Source organism: Oceanispirochaeta crateris, from assembly GCF_008329965.1.
Classification (GTDB): Bacteria; Spirochaetota; Spirochaetia; order DSM-2461; family DSM-2461; genus Oceanispirochaeta; species Oceanispirochaeta crateris.
In genome coordinates this window covers 3,394,987-3,413,068 of record NZ_CP036150.1, presented here as the reverse complement: position 1 = coordinate 3,413,068, position 18,082 = coordinate 3,394,987, and the positions used below count along the sequence as shown (strand labels likewise).

Genomic DNA, 18,082 nt, shown 5'->3' with positions numbered 1-18,082 from the left:
TCTTTTGGCAATCCTGCCACCCGGAAAAAACGCTCAAAGGAATTTTCATTAATTATCTGACCACGACTTGTTGTCAACTATCTAAATATATCACGAAAGAGCCTCCCTATCTATTAATCAACTGATTTTTATACGTATACTGAACCTGGATATAAATACAGCCCCGAAACCCGGGGCTGAAAAGATTAGATTACCTTCCTGGTACTAGGAGGAAATATCCATGGTTAATGTAGAATCCGGATAAAAATACCAGTCTGAAGTAATCAGCCCATCAGGATCGATTCCCCCTTCAGCATCCACCCAAGCCTGAAAACGAGGATAAGCATCCAGAATACTTGTCATTTCCTGTGGAGCTGCAAAATCTCCGGGAACTAGAAGGGCTCTGGGGAAGCCATCTGCATCCCGGTAATCCTCATCAGAAGATAACTGGGAGCCGGGCAGAGGCGACTCACCTATAAGATGAACATCATAATCGGTGTTTTTAATATACAGATAAGGATCAAAAGGAGCAGGAGGGAGATCTGTAAGAGGCACACCCGGGTTTGTACTAAAGATAATCGTAAAAGAGGCAGTGGAGTATCCGTCAGACGTAGCCTCAGAAGTGCTTGCAAACAGGGGAATTTGAATTTCATCAGCCACGGCTAGATTCTGGATAACAGGGGATCCATTTAAAGTTGTAGAAAGAGTCCCTGAGGCACCGGGAATGCGAAAGACCAGCCCAAACTCATGATCATATCCGGCGACCTTTGCCAGAGCCGTTGCCGTACCGGAAAGCAAGAACAACTTGTTGCTCAGCCCTCTTGCTGAAACAGAATAATTAGCCACAAAATCATTATAATCCCCATCACCCAAATTGGGAAAGTTATCCTCATAGGCAACAGTGAACACATTGCTTCCGTCTCCCGGGAAGGCAATTTCGAAGGCGACCGTAGGGTCAGCGGGGAAGGCATCATAAATATCAGGCACACCGTCTCCATCAGAATCAACAAGAGCAGCGGAAAGGGTGCGGCCTGTCAAAAGGGAGACTACCTGGAGATCCCGTTTGATGACGCTCAAAGCAGCAGGATTATCAATGGTTAAAACACGGCCGTCTAAGCCGGGACCAGCGATTGAAAGAAGTATGGAATCGATCGAAGTAGGAACTCCAAAAAATCCCTGAACCTTTCCGTCCGGTGCAGCCATTCCCCTAAAAAGTTCGTTGTCCTGCAAGGTCGTCACGGTAACAATGACAATATTATCATCCCCGGGAAGGTATTCCCCTTCTTCATCAATTATGGAGAGACTCAAATCCAAACCAACAGTAACATAGGATTCAAAGGAAAAGTCCTGGGCAGAACGGCCGGTATCAAAAACAGAATCCTGCGGAATGACAGAAGAACCTTCAGATTGATCGGGCAATTCTCCAATGGATAAACTTCGATCAGCTAAAAGTCCTGAATCGGTACATCCGGACATTATCGTTGATGTTATAAAAAGGGCTGCAATCATTCCCAGTGCATAAACAGTTTTTATAGAAACCTTTGGTTTTCTCATATTCTACTCCTCAAAGTAAAAACTGTTTATAATTATAGGCTAAAAAGACCCTTAAAGCTTAGAAAACCATAAATAAACGCTTTGATACTATAATTTCTGCATCAAATTATTCAGAACTTTACAATTTTTTAACAGACAATAGTAAAATCATATCAATTTGATTATTGCTTCCCGGGCGCTGGAAATGTACAATCCCTCCATGAAATTTGAAATTGACCCACAAATATGTACCAACTGCGGCATCTGTATTTCAGAATGCCCGTCCAAAACAATACGCAGAGAGAAGGATTCTGCACGGATAATGAGCGAGGGATGCATCGAGTGCAGCCACTGCGGTATGGTCTGTCCCGTTAATGCGGTAAGAGTAGACGGTAAAGAACTCCCGGGATATCCCGAAGATGTAACACAGTTGACAACAGAAGAGCTTCAGGACCACCTGATGCTGAGTAAGCGATCTGTCCGTCATTATAAGAGTGCTCCTATAAACAAAGAAGATCTTAAATCCATTATCAAAATAGGAGAAACCACCGCAACAGCAACAAACAGTCAATACTGTGATGCCCTCCTCTTTCATGGACCTGAAGTTCCTGTGCTGGCAGCAGACCTGGCTAGGATACTCCTCAAAGTTGTCCGTATCGGGCAGAACCCCTTAGGCAGGCTTCTGTTGAAGGCAGGCGGTTTAGGCCGTTATGCAAAGAAGGAAGTGATCACTGGGTTTTATCAGCTACTGAAACAAACTGTCGATGGAAAGGCCGATCCTCTGTTTCACAGAGCTCCAACCGTAGTAGTCTTGACCTATCCTGCCAAAAGAGGGAAGCGATTCGGCCGGACGGACTGCGCCCTGGCGGGTGAAAACATGATGCTCTCGGCTCACGCCAGAGGAATAGGGTCCTGCATGATCGGGTTCGCAGAATCGGCTTTGTACAGCAAAAAACACCGTGCCAAAATCGGCATACCCGAGGACAGAAAAATAGGTTTGATTTTTACACTGGGATATCCGGATAAAAAGTATTCACGCTATCCTGTGAGAGAATCCTGGGACATCAATCTTTCAGACTAAGAAGGCGCTGATTCAACCAGTCCATTAATTCCGGCATGATTCCGGGGAAACGAGTGTTTCCGAGGGGAAAGTCATCCACAAAATCAATCTCTTCTATTTCGAATTCCGGAGGAAGAGGATCAAAAGATGAGATTTCCGCCTCATAGATACTCCCCCAGCTCATCCGGTTTCCATGATCTACCGAGTATTGGGCAATCCTGGAGAGACTGTACTCTTTGGCTCCGGTCTCTTCAAAAAGCTCCCTGTGAGCCGCTTCATCCATGGTCTCTCCCGGCTCTCTGTGTCCACCGGGAAAACACCAGTCCTTCCGCCCTTTCAGCCTAACAACGACCCAGCGATCTTGGCTCCGTGCCGCAATGACCATATATTCCAGGAGAGAATCCTCTGTTGTACCGTCGGGTACGATGCTATGCAGATCCAGTTTCTCCATATCCCTTCTAGCGTCCTTCGCAACTTCCGATTTTGTCTCACCCATCATGTCAGAAAATGGACTAAAACAAAACCCAAAGGAGTTTTTTTTGTTTTGACTCCAACTGATTCACTCAGAAGAAGTAGAATAACTAAGCTCTCGCATACTGCACAGGCCAGTAAGGGAGACTCACTCCGGATTCTTTTGCACTCAACAATGGGAAATAGGGATTGCGGAGCAGCTGCCGTCCCAAAAAGATAAGGTCCGTATCTCCCGATGAAAGGATTTCTTCCGCCTGTGTGTGAGAAGTGATCAAACCGCCCCCCACAACGGGAAGTCCGGTTAAGTCTTTTAAGACTCTAGCCGAAGGTATCTGATAGCCTGGACCCACAGGAATCGATGCATAAGGAACAACCCCTCCGGAACTCACATGCACAATATCAATTCCCCGATCTTTAACAAGGTTGACCATCTGTGCCACATCTTCACTCCGGTTTCCACCTTCGGCATAGTCCATTCCAGACACCCTGAGAATAAGAGGTTTCTCATCAGTCCAGACTGTACGGACAGCATCAACAACTCTCTTCAGGAATTCCCCCCTTTGGACTGGAGTCCCTCCAAAATCATCTTCTCTTTGATTGCACAAAGGAGACAAAAACTCATTGATCAAATATCCGTGGGCACCATGAATCTCCAGCACTTCAAAACCCGCTTCCAAGGCTCTCCTGGCTGCATTTTTAAATGCCAAAACAACTCTGTCGATATCTTCTATACCCATCTCACGGGGAGTCTTGTATTGCTTGTCTGAGGGGTCAAAATTAAGAGCTGAAGGGGCGATGACATCTTCCCCGGCAGCACAGCACTTCCGCCCGGCATGGGCTAGCTGGATAGCCGGAACTGCTCCCTCTTTTTTTATGCTCAGAGCAATGTCTTTTAAGCCGGAAATATGTGAATCATCCCAGATGCCTAGGTCTCGGGAAGAGATTCTCCCCTGGGATTCCACAGCAGTTGCTTCCACAATAATCAGTGCCGTCCCGCCTTGAGCCCGGGTCCGGTAATGAAAGCTATGCCAGGATGTGGCTCTCCCGTCTTCTTTGGCGCTGTACATACACATAGGAGCCATGACGATTCTGTTCCTCAAGGTAACATTCTTTATTGAAAAAGGTGTAAACAAATTATTCATTATATAACCTCCATAATTTTTATTAATTTCTTCTAGCAAGAACATAATCAATAGCTCCCTTCTTGGCAAATTCAAGAAGACAAGTCCAGGGCCTCCAAAAATAAAAAAATGTGCCTTCCCGAAATAAGGGTTACAATATAAGCAGGAAGATTTTCATTTAAAAAAATCTTAACTTATAAATATTATTAGTTTATTATATCAAGGACTTTTGCTGGATTATAGAAGTTGTCCTACCCGCTGTGTATCTTGGATTCAGTAAGAATAAAGCCTCATCAGAAGCTGGATGATAAAAATAGGAGATTCAATGAGCAAATTGCTAGCTAGCATAGAAACAATACTGAAAAGAATTCTCATTTTTGTTCTTCCACTGCTGGTTCTTTTGAATTGGGGATACCAAGAGATTTTTGATAGCCAATATGAACTCATGCTTGTAAAGAATGAAACAAGACAGCGGGAAATCATTGCCATCATTGATTATCATCTCAACAAAACATTTGAAAGCCTACACACAGATTTAAATCTTATTAAGAATTCTGATGAGTTTCAGGATTACCTTTCAAATCCCAATGCTGAAAATTATAATAATATGCTGCAGATGTTTGCTCGAGTGGCAAAAAGTAAAAGCTATTTCCGTCAAATACGGTATTTAGATGCTTCCGGCATGGAAGCAGCAAGAGTGAACAGCCACAAACAGATTATTGAATTAGTAGCCAGTGATAAGCTTCAGGACAAAGCTGATAGATACTATACAAAAACACTCCAAAATATGGAAAACGAATCTCTTTATATCTCTGACTTTGATCTGAATATAGAGAATGGACACGTTGTTATTCCCTATGAACCGATAGTCAGGTTTGGAACTCCCGTCTTCATGGATGGAAAATACATTGGTTCAATTATAATCAATTATGACGGGCTCACCCTCGTTAATATATTAGAGAAGTATGATAGTCAGCCTTACAATTTCATGAAACTCGGCCTGCTGGATAAGAATCATTTGATTTCTCTGAATATTCTGCAGAAAGAGGGAACCGGTTTTATTGATTCTCTTTTATTCTCGATCAATGAAAATGACGATCTATATCGGATCATTAGGGAGAAGAGGAACAACAATGTAAGAGAGTCATTCATGCTCGAGAATGAATACTATTACTATAGTAAAATTGACCTCAATGATAAGACTGATACTCGGTTTGAAGAGACCAGTGGTCCATGGATACTCATTAGTTCATTTAATATTCCATCGGCCTTGGAAGCTGAAGCGAATATGATACTAAAGCACCCTATGATAAGGTTTATTTTATTATTTCTGGTTTTTCTTTTTTCATTGATCATAATCATCATCATCCATCTCAAAGAAGATGAACACATGCTACTTCTGGCTTCTGGATATATATCGGAATCAACCCATGATGGAGTCATTATTACCGATAGCAAGAAACAGGTGATTTACTGCAATAAGGTATTTGAAAACACCTTTGGGTATGAATTCAACCAAATCAAGGGTAAAGAACCAAAGGTTTTTCTAAATGGAATGAACAACATTGACCTCGGTAAAGACACAAAAGATGGATTTATCTGGGCAGGAAATGTTTGGGATCAAACTGAGGGCGGGACTTTTATTTTAAAATACCTCCAAGTCCAAGTCGTTTTAAAAAAACATCAGAAGCCGGTCTACTACATAGGGATTTATTCTGAAGCAAAAGCAAATACTCTGGAATCTTCACCGGAGCAAAAGGGCGCTTTGATACTAAAATATCTCGATGACCAGCTCATGTCTTTCATCAATCCCCTCTTCAACAAAGAGTTTCAAGGTGATAATAAATATGCCATCATCACAATAAAGATCTACGACTATAGCAACTTGAGAAATAGCCTAACCCAATCCGAAGAAAGTAGATTTGTTAGCATCATTAGCAATGTATTTAAAAACATCTTAAACCAGGGGGGATTAGTCACAGCACCAACTTCGACTCTCTTTGTTCTGGCACTCCCATTTTCAAAACAACAAAAACAGATCAATGAATTAATGAACGAGATTGATACTGCAATTGCCTCTGTCCGTTTTGCCGGCTCAAAAGACATACATATAAACTATTTGTCAGGAATCGCAATTTCCGGGGATCATGGGACCAATGCATCAGAACTCATCAATCACTCCTTTATTGCACTGGAAGCCTTAATAAAGCTGAAGAAATCTAAATATTTGATTTTTGATAACAGTATTTTTGAGTCGGTGGTTCAAGATAGAACCATTCGGGATCAAATTGACAATGGATTCTTTCATGATGAATTCTCAGTGGTCTACCAGGCTCAAAAAGATTCTCATACCTTAAAGACCACTGGTGTTGAAGCCTTAGTTCGCTGGAACAATCCCACCCTCGGAAACATATCTCCCATTCATTTTATTCCCATAATGGAAGAAAGCAATAAAATTCAAAAATTGGGTAGATACATTCTGGACATCATCATAAATGATTTTGAAAATGCTCTGGAAATGATTCCTAAAGATTTCAAAATATCTATAAATCTATCAAATCAGGAATTCAATGATAAAACCCTCATATCTGAACTCATTGCAAGAATTGGAGAGAGCAAACTCAAACCATCACAATTTTGCTTTGAAATAACAGAGACAACCTTGGTTGAAAATATAGAACATACAAATGGCATCATTGATTATTTACATGACAACGATATTTATGTTGCGATTGATGATTTTGGAACAGGGTATTCATCCTTGAGTTATCTAAAAAACCTTAGATCGGACAAATTAAAGATCGATAGAATGTTCATTAAGGATTACCCCTATAGCGATGATGGTACGATCCTAAAAGCCATAGTGAGTATGGCTAAAGAAATTGGAATTAAAATCATTGTAGAAGGTGTTGAAGAGGAAGAACAGCTGAAATTTATCCAGCATCAGAATTGTGAAGAATTCCAGGGATATTATGGTTCGAAGCCTGTCGCATTCGAAGAATTTTTAAAAATCATGCCCAAGATATCAAATTAATCATGCTGGGATTAGACGAAACCCCCTCTCTCTGATATTATCTTTGCCTATGAGTAAATATCCTTTTAAAGACATCGAAGCCACATGGCAAAAGTATTGGGCAGAGAATAAAACATTCAAAGTTACAGAAGATCCTGCCTTTCCCAAGGACAAGAGAGCCTATGTCCTGGATATGTTTCCCTATCCTTCAGGAGCCGGCCTTCATGTTGGCCATCCCGAGGGTTATACCGCCACCGACATTTACTGCCGGTACTTGAGAATGAACGGATTCAACGTCCTTCATCCCATGGGATTCGACTCCTTCGGACTCCCCGCTGAAAACTACGCTATCAAGACTGGAACTCATCCCAAAATTACAACTCAAGCCAATATTGATAACTTCCTGAAACAGATCAAAGCCCTGGGGTTCTCTTATGATTGGGACCGTGAAATATCAACCCATACAAGCGAATACTACCACTGGACCCAGTGGATTTTTCTTAAACTCTATAAGGCGGGACTGGCTTATGAGTCCGATATGCCCATCAATTGGTGTCCTGATTGTAAAACTGGTCTGGCCAATGAAGAGGTCTTGGACGGAAGATGCGATCGCTGCGGGCATCAGGTAGAGAGGAAGAACCTGCGTCAATGGGTCTTCAAAATCACCGAATATGCAGACAAGTTGTTAGAAGATCTGGATACCCTGGACTGGCCTGACTCCGTAAAGGCCATGCAGCGGAACTGGATAGGTCGCTCCGAAGGGGCCAATGTGACCTTCATGACCGAAAAAACGAACGATCCCATCCAGGTATATACCACACGCCCTGACACCCTCTTTGGTGCCACCTATATGGTTCTTTCACCCGAGCATAAGCTGGTTGAAAAAATCACCACTGCCGAACAGAAAGAAGCTGTTGAGGCTTATGTGTATCAGGCAAACCTCAAATCCGATCTGGAGAGAACCGAACTAGCCAAGGAAAAAACCGGTGTGTTCACAGGAGCCTATGCCATAAACCCATTAAATGGTGAGAAGATTCCTGTCTGGGTGGCAGACTATGTTCTCATATCCTATGGATCAGGAGCCATCATGGCTGTCCCTGCCCACGATGAAAGAGACTGGGAATTTGCTAAAAAATTTGATCTGCCCATCATTGAAGTCTTAAAGGGTGGAAATGTAGAAGAAGAGGCTTTTACCGGAGATGGTCCTCATGTAAATTCCGGTTTTCTGGACGGCATGGGCAAAGAAGAAGCCATAAGCAAAGTCATTGCCTGGCTGGAAGAGAAAAAAATAGGTTCAGGAGCTGTGAACTTCAAGCTACGCGACTGGATTTTCAGCCGCCAACGGTACTGGGGAGAACCCATTCCACTTATTCACTGTGAGAAATGCGGGATTGTACCTGTCCCCGAAGACCAGCTTCCTTTAGTACTGCCTCCCACAGATAATTTTGAACCATCCGGTACGGGAGAATCCCCCCTGGCCAATATAAGCGACTGGGTAAACTGCACCTGTCCAGAATGCGGCGGTCCTGGTAAAAGGGAAACCAACACCATGCCCCAGTGGGCTGGAAGCTGCTGGTATTTCCTGCGCTACCTAGACCCCAAAAACAACAAGGCCATGGTGAGCAAAGAAGCAGAAGAGTACTGGATGCCTGTAGATCTTTATGTAGGTGGAGCAGAACATGCGGTTCTACACCTGCTCTACTCAAGATTCTGGCATAAGGTTCTCTTTGATTTGGGAATTGTGCAGACAAAAGAGCCCTTTCAGAGGCTGATTAACCAGGGGATGATCACATCCTTTGCCTATCAGAGGAGCGACAAATCACTGGTAGCAACCGACCTTGTGGAAGAAAAAGACGATAAATTCTTTGAAATATCCACTGGGGAAGAGCTGAGCCGTGTCATTGCCAAAATGTCCAAGAGCCTTAAAAATGTCATCAATCCCGATGATATCATCCGTGACTACGGAGCCGACTCCATGAGGGTCTATGAGATGTTTATGGGTCCTCTCCAAGTTTCAAAACCATGGCAGACCAAAGGTCTTGTGGGCGTCAACCGTTTCCTCAACCGAGTATGGGATATTGCCGAGAGAGAAATCACTGACGAAGAACCCTCGAAAGATATGATTAAGGTCCTCCATAAATCAATTAAAAAGATAACCGAAGATACAAGAGACCTTGAGTTCAATACGGGAATTGCACAAATGATGATTTTCATCAACGAGGCTTATAAGCTGGAAAAATGTTACCGAAAACTCTGGGAACCCTTTGTACTCCTCATTGCTCCCTATGCTCCCCACCTTGCGGAAGAAATGTGGAAGAAACTGGGACATAACAACACTCTGGCCTATGAATCCTGGCCGCAATGGGTTGAAGAGTTGACCAAGGACGATGAAAAAGAGATTGTCGTACAAATCAATGGAAAACTGCGCTGTAAGATGATCCTCCCAGCCGGAACAAGTTTGGACGATATGAAGGCCGCGGCCCATGCGCAGGATAGGGTAAAAGAGTTGATAGAAGGCAAGACCATCATCAAAGAAATTGCCGTTCCAGATAAGCTGGTGAATATTGTCATCCGATAATTCCGGATGTGATCACTTCTCCAGCTCTAGACATACGATCTAAAATCGTTTGTTTAGTTCATAGAAATTTTGATATGCATGCTTCCCCAACAACACTGTTTGACGGGGCATGCATTTTTTTTGCAAAATTCATCCTCTTATAAAAAGTGCTATCAATAAAAAAACTAACTTTTTATTGATGTTGTTCCTATTAAATTTTAAAGTAAGAAATTCAATTGTCTGACATTTAATAAATGATAAGCACACGCTTCTTTCCGGAATGTGATGCACTGGAGAAAAATCATGCACTCTCTGAAAACGAAACTTCTTCTAATTTTTGTACTGCTCTCTTTTCTGGTCAGCCTGCTTGTCGGCGGTATGGATTTCCTCCACTTCAAAAAAAACATCGATCAGAATCTTAGGACTTCCTTAAGCAATACCGCTAATTTTGTAGAGCATACCCTCCCCTACAACTCCTTTGCTTCTTATGTAAAAGCGATAGAAGAGAAGAGCTCAACCAGCATGGATTACAGGAATTTTATGGGCCAGTACGCCATGGATTCCGGAATTGCCTTTCTCTACCTTGTGACACAGGATGGTGATAAGGTCCCCACTATTGAAATTTCAAATTTTATGGAGGAAGAACAGCTTATTTTCTGGGAATCTCCGGCAAAAGAAGCACTCCTCTCACTTGCTGAGAATAAGATCTACTACTCTGAACCCTATACCGATGAATACGGCTCTTTTATATCCATCTATAAACCCCTGGCAACTAGCGACGGGATTCCTGCCGTCATTGGTGTGGACCTGGATGTATCCTATGTAAAATCTCTTCAGAAAGAATCTATCATCGGTTTTATGATTTCCATGCTCATCGGGGTTGGAATATCCATCCTCTTAAGTTTCTTTTTTGCCAGTTCTATCACAAAACCTCTTTCCTCTCTGGATAAGGAACTGCGCCATCTGGCAGAATCCGATGCTGATTTAACCATAAGAATCCATAGCAAATCAAAAAATGAAATTGGTAAAGTCGCTGAATCTTTCAACGCCTTTGCTACAAAACTTCAGGACCTGGTAATACAGATTAAAATAGCCATTGATGATACGGACTCTATTAAAATAGCCATATCTGATTCATCAGACCAAACCTCCTTGGAAATTGATAAAATCAGTGACAATCTGGATGGAATCAGGGAACAATTGGAGATTCTGGACAATAGCTTAAGTGAAAATACAGCGGTCATTGAAGAAGTCACTCAAAACATAGAATCTGTAGATCAGCAAATCATCAGTCAGTCCGCCATGGTCGAACAGTCCACCGCTGCCATCACTCAGATGATGGCCTCCCTAAGCAGTGTCAATATGGTGGCACAAAATAAAAAGACCGCCACAAGGGCTCTTTGGGAAGTTGCCAAAGAAGGAAAAGAAAGAATCGACCAGACAGCCAGCTCTTTTAAATCTGTAGTTGAATACTTTGGTCAAATACAGGATATGACCAAAACGATTAATGCCATTGCTTCCCAGACGAACCTCCTTTCCATGAATGCCGCCATTGAAGCGGCCCATGCGGGAGACTCAGGTAAAGGGTTTGCCGTCGTTGCCGAGGAAATCAGAAAACTGGCCGACTCAGCCGGTACAACATCCAAATCCATTGCCACATTGATAAAAACCATCACCGATTCTGTGATGAACACGGAAAAGCAGGTCACAGCCACCTCCACAGCCTTTGCCCAGATCAATGAAGAGGTCAGCGATACCCTGGATGCCTTCTCAGAAATAGAACAATCGGTAAGCGAACTTAACTCTGGAGGACAGCAAATACTGGAATCCACAAATCAAATCAACTCCGTTACAGTTTCGATCAAGGAAGGATCTAGGGAGATTCAAACAGGGACACAATCTATGCTGGACTCTGCCATACGGATCAAAGAGGCCTCTGGTGCAGTAACAACCAGAATGGCCGCTTCTGTTAAGGCAGCATCAGACATTCAGGTCTCTAAAAAAACTATGATAGATTTAACCAAAAAAATGAATACAATCATTGAAAACCTGAAAGAACAGTTCAGTCAGTTCAAAACCGGCTAATAAAATTGCCCTTTGAACCAAAGAGGAGGGAGAGATGCCCAGAGACATAAAACTGAACCCCAGCTGGCTATCAGTACTGACAGATGAATTTGAAAAACCCTATATGGACCATCTGCACGATTTCCTTCTCAAAGAGAAACGAGATGGTAAAACGCTTTTCCCTCCGGGAAAGCAGATATTTCAGGCCCTGGACCGCACAAGCTTTGATGATGTGAAAGTCGTCATATTGGGTCAGGACCCTTACCACGGACCGGGTCAGGCTCACGGACTCAGCTTCTCAGTGCAGCCCGGTGTTGCACCTCCACCGAGTCTTGTGAATATCTACAAAGAGATGGAGTCTGACCTGGGGCTGAAACCGCCCACTCATGGCTGTCTCACCAGCTGGGCCGATCAGGGTGTGTTGCTGCTTAATTCAGTGTTGACCGTTGAAGCCCACAGAGCCGCATCCCACCAGGGACAGGGTTGGGAACAGTTTACAGACAGAATCATAAGGGAGCTTGAAGAAAAAAAAGAACACCTCGTTTTCATTTTATGGGGTTCTTATGCGCGAAAAAAGGGAAGTTTCATAAGGCGGGACAGACATCTGGTAATAGAGAGTCCTCACCCATCTCCCCTCTCATCTTACAGGGGATTTTTTGGAAGCAAACCCTTTAGCCGGGCCAATAACTATCTCAGGCAATCAGGGCAGACTCCCATAGAATGGAGGCTTCCGGATATTGACCTCACCAGGCAGACCGCCTCACCATGATCATCGACCTGAATTTCAGCGATCTCAGCTGAGGCAGGTTGAAAGAGGCAGCTATAGCCCTCGGGTAAATCCAAAGACACAAGCCCTCCATCGGAATCCAGCGGCTCATGAAGCAAGGAAGGGAAGAACCAGCGTCCCTCCGGAAGCGGGATAACAACTGGATACTCCGTTTTGGGACGGATATACCAAATCCTCATCTCCTGCCTTCCCAGCTGACGCATCAACATCTCATGATCTGTTCTCCAAGGATCATCCAGAGACTCCATCTCATACAGGAACCGGCGGCAGTTAAAACCTTCTAAATTGGCACCAGCCTCTAGAATCCGAATCAAAATGGAAACAGCAGCACCCGCCTTAAAATCCAGGTCTCCCTGATGGGAGATGGAAGGGATATAGGCTCCCCATGGTGAGAGTCCCAGACCAGGCTCCCATTGGGGGGGCGGAGCAGAACTAAAAGATCTTCCTCTTTGGACCATTCCACCGTGATATGGTCGCTCATGCTCCCAGACCAGTCCAGTTCTATCCTCTGAACATCACCAGAGAGAGAACTCATCTCCAGCACCCAAGAACCTTCTGTTAAGGACAAAACCTCCTGAGGGCAAGCAGGAACGTCCAGAGAAATGTCCTTGTTGGAAGAAAGGAGATGACACCCGCCTAGGAGTATGCAGAAAAAGATGTTGAAGGACCTCAAAGACCTCATATGAAAGAAACAGAAAAAACAGAAACCCTACTTCAAAAAAATAGAACTCAAGGCTTATGAGAAATCGATTTAAGCTGCTCTTTATAGGTATTGCGGACAGAAAGAAGATACTGCCTGGCAGCCTGCCCTCTGTAGTCCGGGTACGTCCACTCCAGATCCCGGAATTCTCCATTGCGATACTGCAGCGTCAGTTCTCCATAGATTCCCAGACTCATGGGAATACGATGGGCATTATTTTTAGTCGTCGCCAGAATGAATTTACTCTGACTGAGGATGCCGGGGTCAAGGTTGATAACCCGGCCACTTCCCCGGATAAAGCGATTCTCGACCTCATTGCTTTTGAGCTTGATTTTGGCAAGATTCTCCGGATTAACAAGGGTTGTGAAGGAACAAAATATACGATAAAGGGGAGATCCCATCTCTGCATTATAATAATCGGTATAGCGAAACTCCACAGCCTCGGTGCAGCTGTCCAATTCTCCCCAGAGGGCCTTTAACTTGAGTTTCAATCCTCTTAGCATATCCAAGTCAGAAATAAGGATTCCCATGACCAACTTTTCGGGAACATAAGATTTTACCACGCCCAAGATAATACTCCTGTCATTGATTCGGACATTGCCGCAGACATAATAATTTATATTGTTACTTTAGCCATATTCGTTAATAATAGCCAGTATGAGTCAAACAGAATTTTTCATAGCCGAACTTGATAAAGCCTTGGTGGCAAAAGCCGGGGTTCTGGTCAAAGAGGAAATTCCAGAATTGAAAGCCCAATGCCGCACCTTTCAGTCTGCCTTCACCGGCATATTCAAGGTCTTCCTCGAAAAAGGTCTGATACAAGAAGATCAGTATGATTATGAACAGAAAATTTCAGACCTGAAAGCGCCCCCCGCAGATCCTTTTGCAGAATCGGAGATGTTTATACAGATGAATCTGCGTCTTCAGGAATACAGCGGACAGCTTGATTTTTTGAATAACTTTTTCTTCATGAGCCCTGAAACTCTCAACCTGAGGGGAATCAAGAATATGCTCTCCCTCATTGACTACTTTCACTGGAATGAGCTTTCTGCCAACTCGGCGCATTTGATGACACGGAACCTCTCTCTTTATCTCGAGAAGATAAAGCAAACAGGAGATACTTTAGCTCTCAACATAATGCTCAACTCCATCAATGTCCTCAAGGATCTTCAGAAATCAATTAAAGCCCTCCTTAAAAAGATTGCCCAGTATTCCCGCCAGAATTACAAGCTTCAATGCCGGATGAATGTCTTAAGCAATATGGTTTTGGATCCTGCGAGGATCAGCAAAGACCTTTCTGGAACACTTCAGGCCATCAAATTTGAATTCCCGGTAAAATGGGAAGGAGCACCCTATTTTAAGGATCTGGTGGAAGAGATTCTCCAGGAAGACTACTCACCCCGCTCAGAATCCCTTCAGGAAAGTGTTCTAAGATCATTAGAGGTGAAAGAAAAAATTGTCAAGAAAAAGAAAATAGACAAATCAGCAGATATGAAAAAAGACCTTCTTCAGATCACAAGAGATCTAGCCAAGGTCTACATACCTCTTGAGACAATCATCATCCGACTGGATGACAACTCTCATATTCTGGATGAAAACCTCAAAACCCTGACACAAAAACTATCCCGCTGGTTCCAGCGGGTCATGAGAAATAAAAATGAAATTTTTTATGAGATAAACACCAATGTCGGCGGTAAGGGCAAAAGCAGAGAAAAGCTGAACTTCACATCCTACCTGAACTGGATCAGAATGAAGGCCAATTTCTATAAAAACCTGAATAATACCTCCAGCACAAGCTATTTGAGAGCCGCCGAATCAGAACTGCCACAATTGGAAGATTTCCTGGAGAAGAATCAGCAGGAGCTGAAAAAGATCATCAACAGACTGGCCGCTCTGGAACGGTTTTTCAAAGAAGAGGCAGATACAGACATCAAGAGTAAGATGAAGGGATTCAAGGCCGAATTACAACAGATGAAAATGATTGTCGGCAGGGTCATTGCGGGGCTCAAGGAGTATCAGGTTCAATTAGAAGAAATGGAACAGCTCAGGGCCCTGGGTATTGACCCCGACGCATAGAAACAAGACTCCATAAATCTTCCCCGGGGAGAGCCTCCCCGGGACGATCCGCGAATTTAACTCTGATAGAGTCCCAAAATCCTGAAATCTTCTGCCAAACCGGTAATTTTCTTAACAGCCTGTTCAAACAATGAGCGGTCTTCGGGAATATCCAGATCCACATAAAACATATAGGACCAGGGTTTGCCATGAATCGGCCGGGACTCCAGCTTTTTCATATTAAGATGATATTCAGAAAAAATAGAGAGGCACGAAGAGAGAGAACCGGCCTCATCGGGCGTTGAGAAGACGAGAGAAGCCTTGTTTATAGGGCTCTCACGATCCACCATATCATTTCTGACAACAACCGCGAACCTTGTATAATTATGAGGATTCGTTTCAATCCCGTCTGCCAGAGATTCCAGGCCGTAATACCCTGCGGCATCCACCCCTGCAATAGCTCCAATGGCTGGATTATTTTCCTTTGAAACAAAGGAAGCCGCCCCTGCGGTATCATAGAATGAAACCGCTTCTATTCCTCTTTTCTCCAGATATCCTGCACATTGTGAAAGTGCTTGTGGATGGGAATAAACCTTTTTAATATCCTCCAGCTTTGTCCCTGGACTCGCCAGGAGATTATGCCTTACCCGGACTTTGATCTCCCCGCAAATACTCAAATCGGGATAGCGGTAGAGCAGATCATAGCTTTCCAAAATTGAACCAGCCACGGAGTTTTCAAGGGGAACAATGCCCCAATCTGCATCTCCGGATAAGACAGAACGGAAAATATCGGCAAAATGAGGGACAGGAACGGCCTCTACATCAGAACCTTGAAAATATGTTTTCACAGCCAATTCACTATAGGCGCCATGGATTCCCTGAAAAGCAGCCTTGGGCTTGCTCTCTTTAGCTCCAGAGAGGATTCCGGCGGCTCGAACACCTGCAGCGAGAGCCTGATGCCTTTTATCAGGAATACGTGAAACTTCCTTGCCAACAACAGAACTGAGAGTCTCTAGGTCGCACATGAGTTTTTCAAACTGTTCTGGGTAAAGGGATTGTGGACCGTCAGAGCTGGCCTTTTCCGGGTCCGGGTGAACTTCAATGATAAGCCCATTAGCCCCTGCAGCCACACCGGCTAATGCCATGGGGAGGACCTTATCCCTCAGACCCGTACCATGAGAGGGGTCAACAATGACGGGCAAGTGGCTGAGTTTCTGAACGACGGGGATGGCCGAAAGATCCAGTGTATTCCTGGTCATGGTTTCAAATGTTCGAATACCCCTTTCACAGAGGATGACCTTTTCTGTTCCAGATGACAAAAGGTATTCGGCAGCCATAAGCCATTCCTCTATGGTGGCAGACATGCCCCTTTTGAGTATGACCGGCATTCCCATAGATCCAACTTTCTTAAGAAGCTCAAAATTCTGCATATTCCGAGCGCCAATCTGAAAGATATCAATATATTCTTTCATCATATCTGCATCATTGGGCGAGACGATTTCAGTAGCAACTGGCATACCCGTGAGCTCACCGGCTTCTTTCAGGTAGCGACAACCCTCTTCTCCCAGCCCCTGAAAGGAGTAGGGAGAGGTTCGGGGTTTAAAGGCACCCCCTCTCAGGATGACCGCTCCAGCTTTTTTGACAGCCAGGGCCGATTCTATGATTTGTTCACGAGACTCTACCGCACAGGGCCCCGCTATGACGACGACTCTGTTTCCTCCGATGGTCACAGGTCCAATGTCAAAGATTGTATCCTCTTTTTGAAGTTCCCTGGACGCCAGTTTATAGGGTTTTGAAATGGGTATAACCTGAGAGACTCCGGGAAGGAGCTCAATCTGTCTAAAATCGATAGAAACTGAGCCTACAGCCCCTAAAACAGTTTCTTTTTCTCCGATGATTTCCCTAACCTTAAGGCCTCTGGACTCCAAATATTCCTGAATATGCTTTTTTTCAGCATCTTTGACATTATTTTTTAGAACTATAATCATGGCGACATCTTAGTTTATTTTTCCGCTTTGTTCCATAAGGAGAGTTACATTCTTAATGGATTTAATATCCGGAATTGGAACCACTGTGGAATCAAATTCATCGGGTATGATCCCCTCTTCCAAACTGATGCGTAAATCCTGGATTTTAGCAATATAATCCAGGGTCATTTTGGGTGTACGGCTGTCTTTAACACGATTTGGTCCTGCATTATACATAGCCAGGGCTGCGACCTCATTGCCTCCCATGTCCAGGCAGTACCGCAAATAGGCAATTCCTAAAGGAATATTGATTTCTGGCTTGAAGAAGTCTGCTTCCTTGAGATTGGGGAAGGACTTGGAATTCAGCTGAAACAGACCTCTATCGACGGAATTGTCGTTCACATTGACGGCATTCGGATCAAAACCGCTTTCTGAGAAAACCAGAGCAAAGGCTAATTCCGGTGAAATATTGTACTTTACGGCTTCATCATAGATGGTTTTAGCAATCTTCCTGTTTCCAGTGACAATCGTAAAATACTCTATGTGTCTTTCTCTCGTCAGAGCAGGGTCTTCATTCACCTGATTCATTGTTCCGTACACGGCACTCTTCAAATAAGATTCGTACTGATCAAGGGTCAATTCAGCCTGTTCCGAATCGGCATTCTTATGACTTGAACAACCAGAAAGCAGTAAAACAATCCAGCTGAAATAAATAATTCTGAGTAATTTCATTAGTCTCCCAATAGTCTAGGCCCTGAAAAATTGATGTGAGGAC

13 protein-coding genes are annotated in these 18,082 nt (G+C 43.8%); 6 read left to right on the top strand and 7 right to left on the bottom strand.

Annotation, left to right across the window (positions count from 1 at the left end):
* Window positions 1–204: 204 nt before the first annotated feature.
* Window positions 205–1,533: an LruC domain-containing protein gene (locus EXM22_RS15570; protein ID WP_149487401.1), complete on the bottom strand. Its 1,329-nt coding sequence runs from the start codon at window positions 1,531–1,533 to the stop codon at window positions 205–207.
* A 199-nt stretch (window positions 1,534–1,732) separates the two neighbouring features.
* Between EXM22_RS15570 and EXM22_RS15565 the strand changes: the two genes are divergently transcribed.
* Window positions 1,733–2,593 carry a nitroreductase family protein gene (locus tag EXM22_RS15565; protein WP_168203556.1) on the top strand — a complete coding sequence of 287 codons (861 nt, stop codon included), beginning with the start codon at window positions 1,733–1,735 and terminating at the stop codon, window positions 2,591–2,593.
* On the opposite strand, the gene EXM22_RS15560 is transcribed toward EXM22_RS15565, so the two are convergent.
* Entirely contained in the window at window positions 2,577–3,023 is a 447-nt protein-coding gene (locus EXM22_RS15560) for an NUDIX hydrolase (RefSeq protein WP_210411503.1), read from the bottom strand. The genes EXM22_RS15565 and EXM22_RS15560 overlap by 17 nt on opposite strands.
* 130 nt (window positions 3,024–3,153) lie before the next feature.
* A complete protein-coding gene (gene namA, locus EXM22_RS15555) occupies window positions 3,154–4,185 on the bottom strand; it encodes an NADPH dehydrogenase NamA (protein ID WP_210411502.1) in 1,032 nt (343 codons plus the stop codon).
* Between the two features lie 304 nt (window positions 4,186–4,489).
* On the opposite strand from namA, the gene EXM22_RS15550 reads away from it, so the two are divergent.
* The 4 genes from EXM22_RS15550 (at window position 4,490) to ung (ending at window position 12,567) form a co-directional block, all read left to right on the top strand.
* Window positions 4,490–7,198 carry an EAL domain-containing protein gene (locus EXM22_RS15550; protein ID WP_168203554.1) on the top strand — a complete coding sequence of 903 codons (2,709 nt, stop codon included), beginning with the start codon at window positions 4,490–4,492 and terminating at the stop codon, window positions 7,196–7,198.
* Window positions 7,199–7,247: 49 nt separating this feature from the next.
* Window positions 7,248–9,755, top strand: a complete 2,508-nt coding sequence (gene leuS, locus EXM22_RS15545) for a leucine--tRNA ligase (RefSeq protein WP_149487397.1) — start codon at window positions 7,248–7,250, stop codon at window positions 9,753–9,755.
* 282 nt (window positions 9,756–10,037) lie between these two features.
* Window positions 10,038–11,819 carry a HAMP domain-containing methyl-accepting chemotaxis protein gene (locus tag EXM22_RS15540; protein WP_168203553.1) on the top strand — a complete coding sequence of 594 codons (1,782 nt, stop codon included), beginning with the start codon at window positions 10,038–10,040 and terminating at the stop codon, window positions 11,817–11,819.
* Between the two features lie 34 nt (window positions 11,820–11,853).
* Entirely contained in the window at window positions 11,854–12,567 is a 714-nt protein-coding gene (ung, locus tag EXM22_RS15535) for a uracil-DNA glycosylase (RefSeq protein ID WP_149487395.1), read from the top strand.
* Here the strand turns inward: ung and EXM22_RS15530 are convergent.
* Both EXM22_RS15530 and EXM22_RS15525 read right to left on the bottom strand, forming a co-directional pair.
* Window positions 12,486–13,043 carry a hypothetical protein gene (locus tag EXM22_RS15530; protein ID WP_149487394.1) on the bottom strand — a complete coding sequence of 186 codons (558 nt, stop codon included), beginning with the start codon at window positions 13,041–13,043 and terminating at the stop codon, window positions 12,486–12,488. The two genes, ung and EXM22_RS15530, sit on opposite strands and share 82 nt — an antisense overlap.
* Before the next feature lie 271 nt (window positions 13,044–13,314).
* Complete coding sequence (locus EXM22_RS15525) at window positions 13,315–13,848, bottom strand: DUF4416 family protein (protein WP_246157126.1); 534 nt, start codon at window positions 13,846–13,848, stop codon at window positions 13,315–13,317.
* A gap of 94 nt (window positions 13,849–13,942) precedes the next feature.
* Between EXM22_RS15525 and EXM22_RS15520 the strand changes: the two genes are divergently transcribed.
* The gene (locus EXM22_RS15520) at window positions 13,943–15,361 is read left to right on the top strand and encodes a TP0584 family protein (RefSeq protein ID WP_149487392.1); all 1,419 of its coding nucleotides are present in this window, start codon (window positions 13,943–13,945) and stop codon (window positions 15,359–15,361) included.
* Between the two features lie 56 nt (window positions 15,362–15,417).
* Here the strand turns inward: EXM22_RS15520 and aroF are convergent, their stop codons facing one another.
* Both aroF and EXM22_RS15510 read right to left on the bottom strand, forming a co-directional pair.
* A complete protein-coding gene (gene aroF / locus EXM22_RS15515; RefSeq protein ID WP_149487391.1) occupies window positions 15,418–17,328 on the bottom strand; it encodes a 3-deoxy-7-phosphoheptulonate synthase in 1,911 nt (636 codons plus the stop codon).
* Between the two features lie 9 nt (window positions 17,329–17,337).
* Window positions 17,338–18,039: a transglycosylase SLT domain-containing protein gene (locus tag EXM22_RS15510; protein WP_149487390.1), complete on the bottom strand. Its 702-nt coding sequence runs from the start codon at window positions 18,037–18,039 to the stop codon at window positions 17,338–17,340.
* Between the last annotated feature and the right edge of the window lie 43 nt (window positions 18,040–18,082).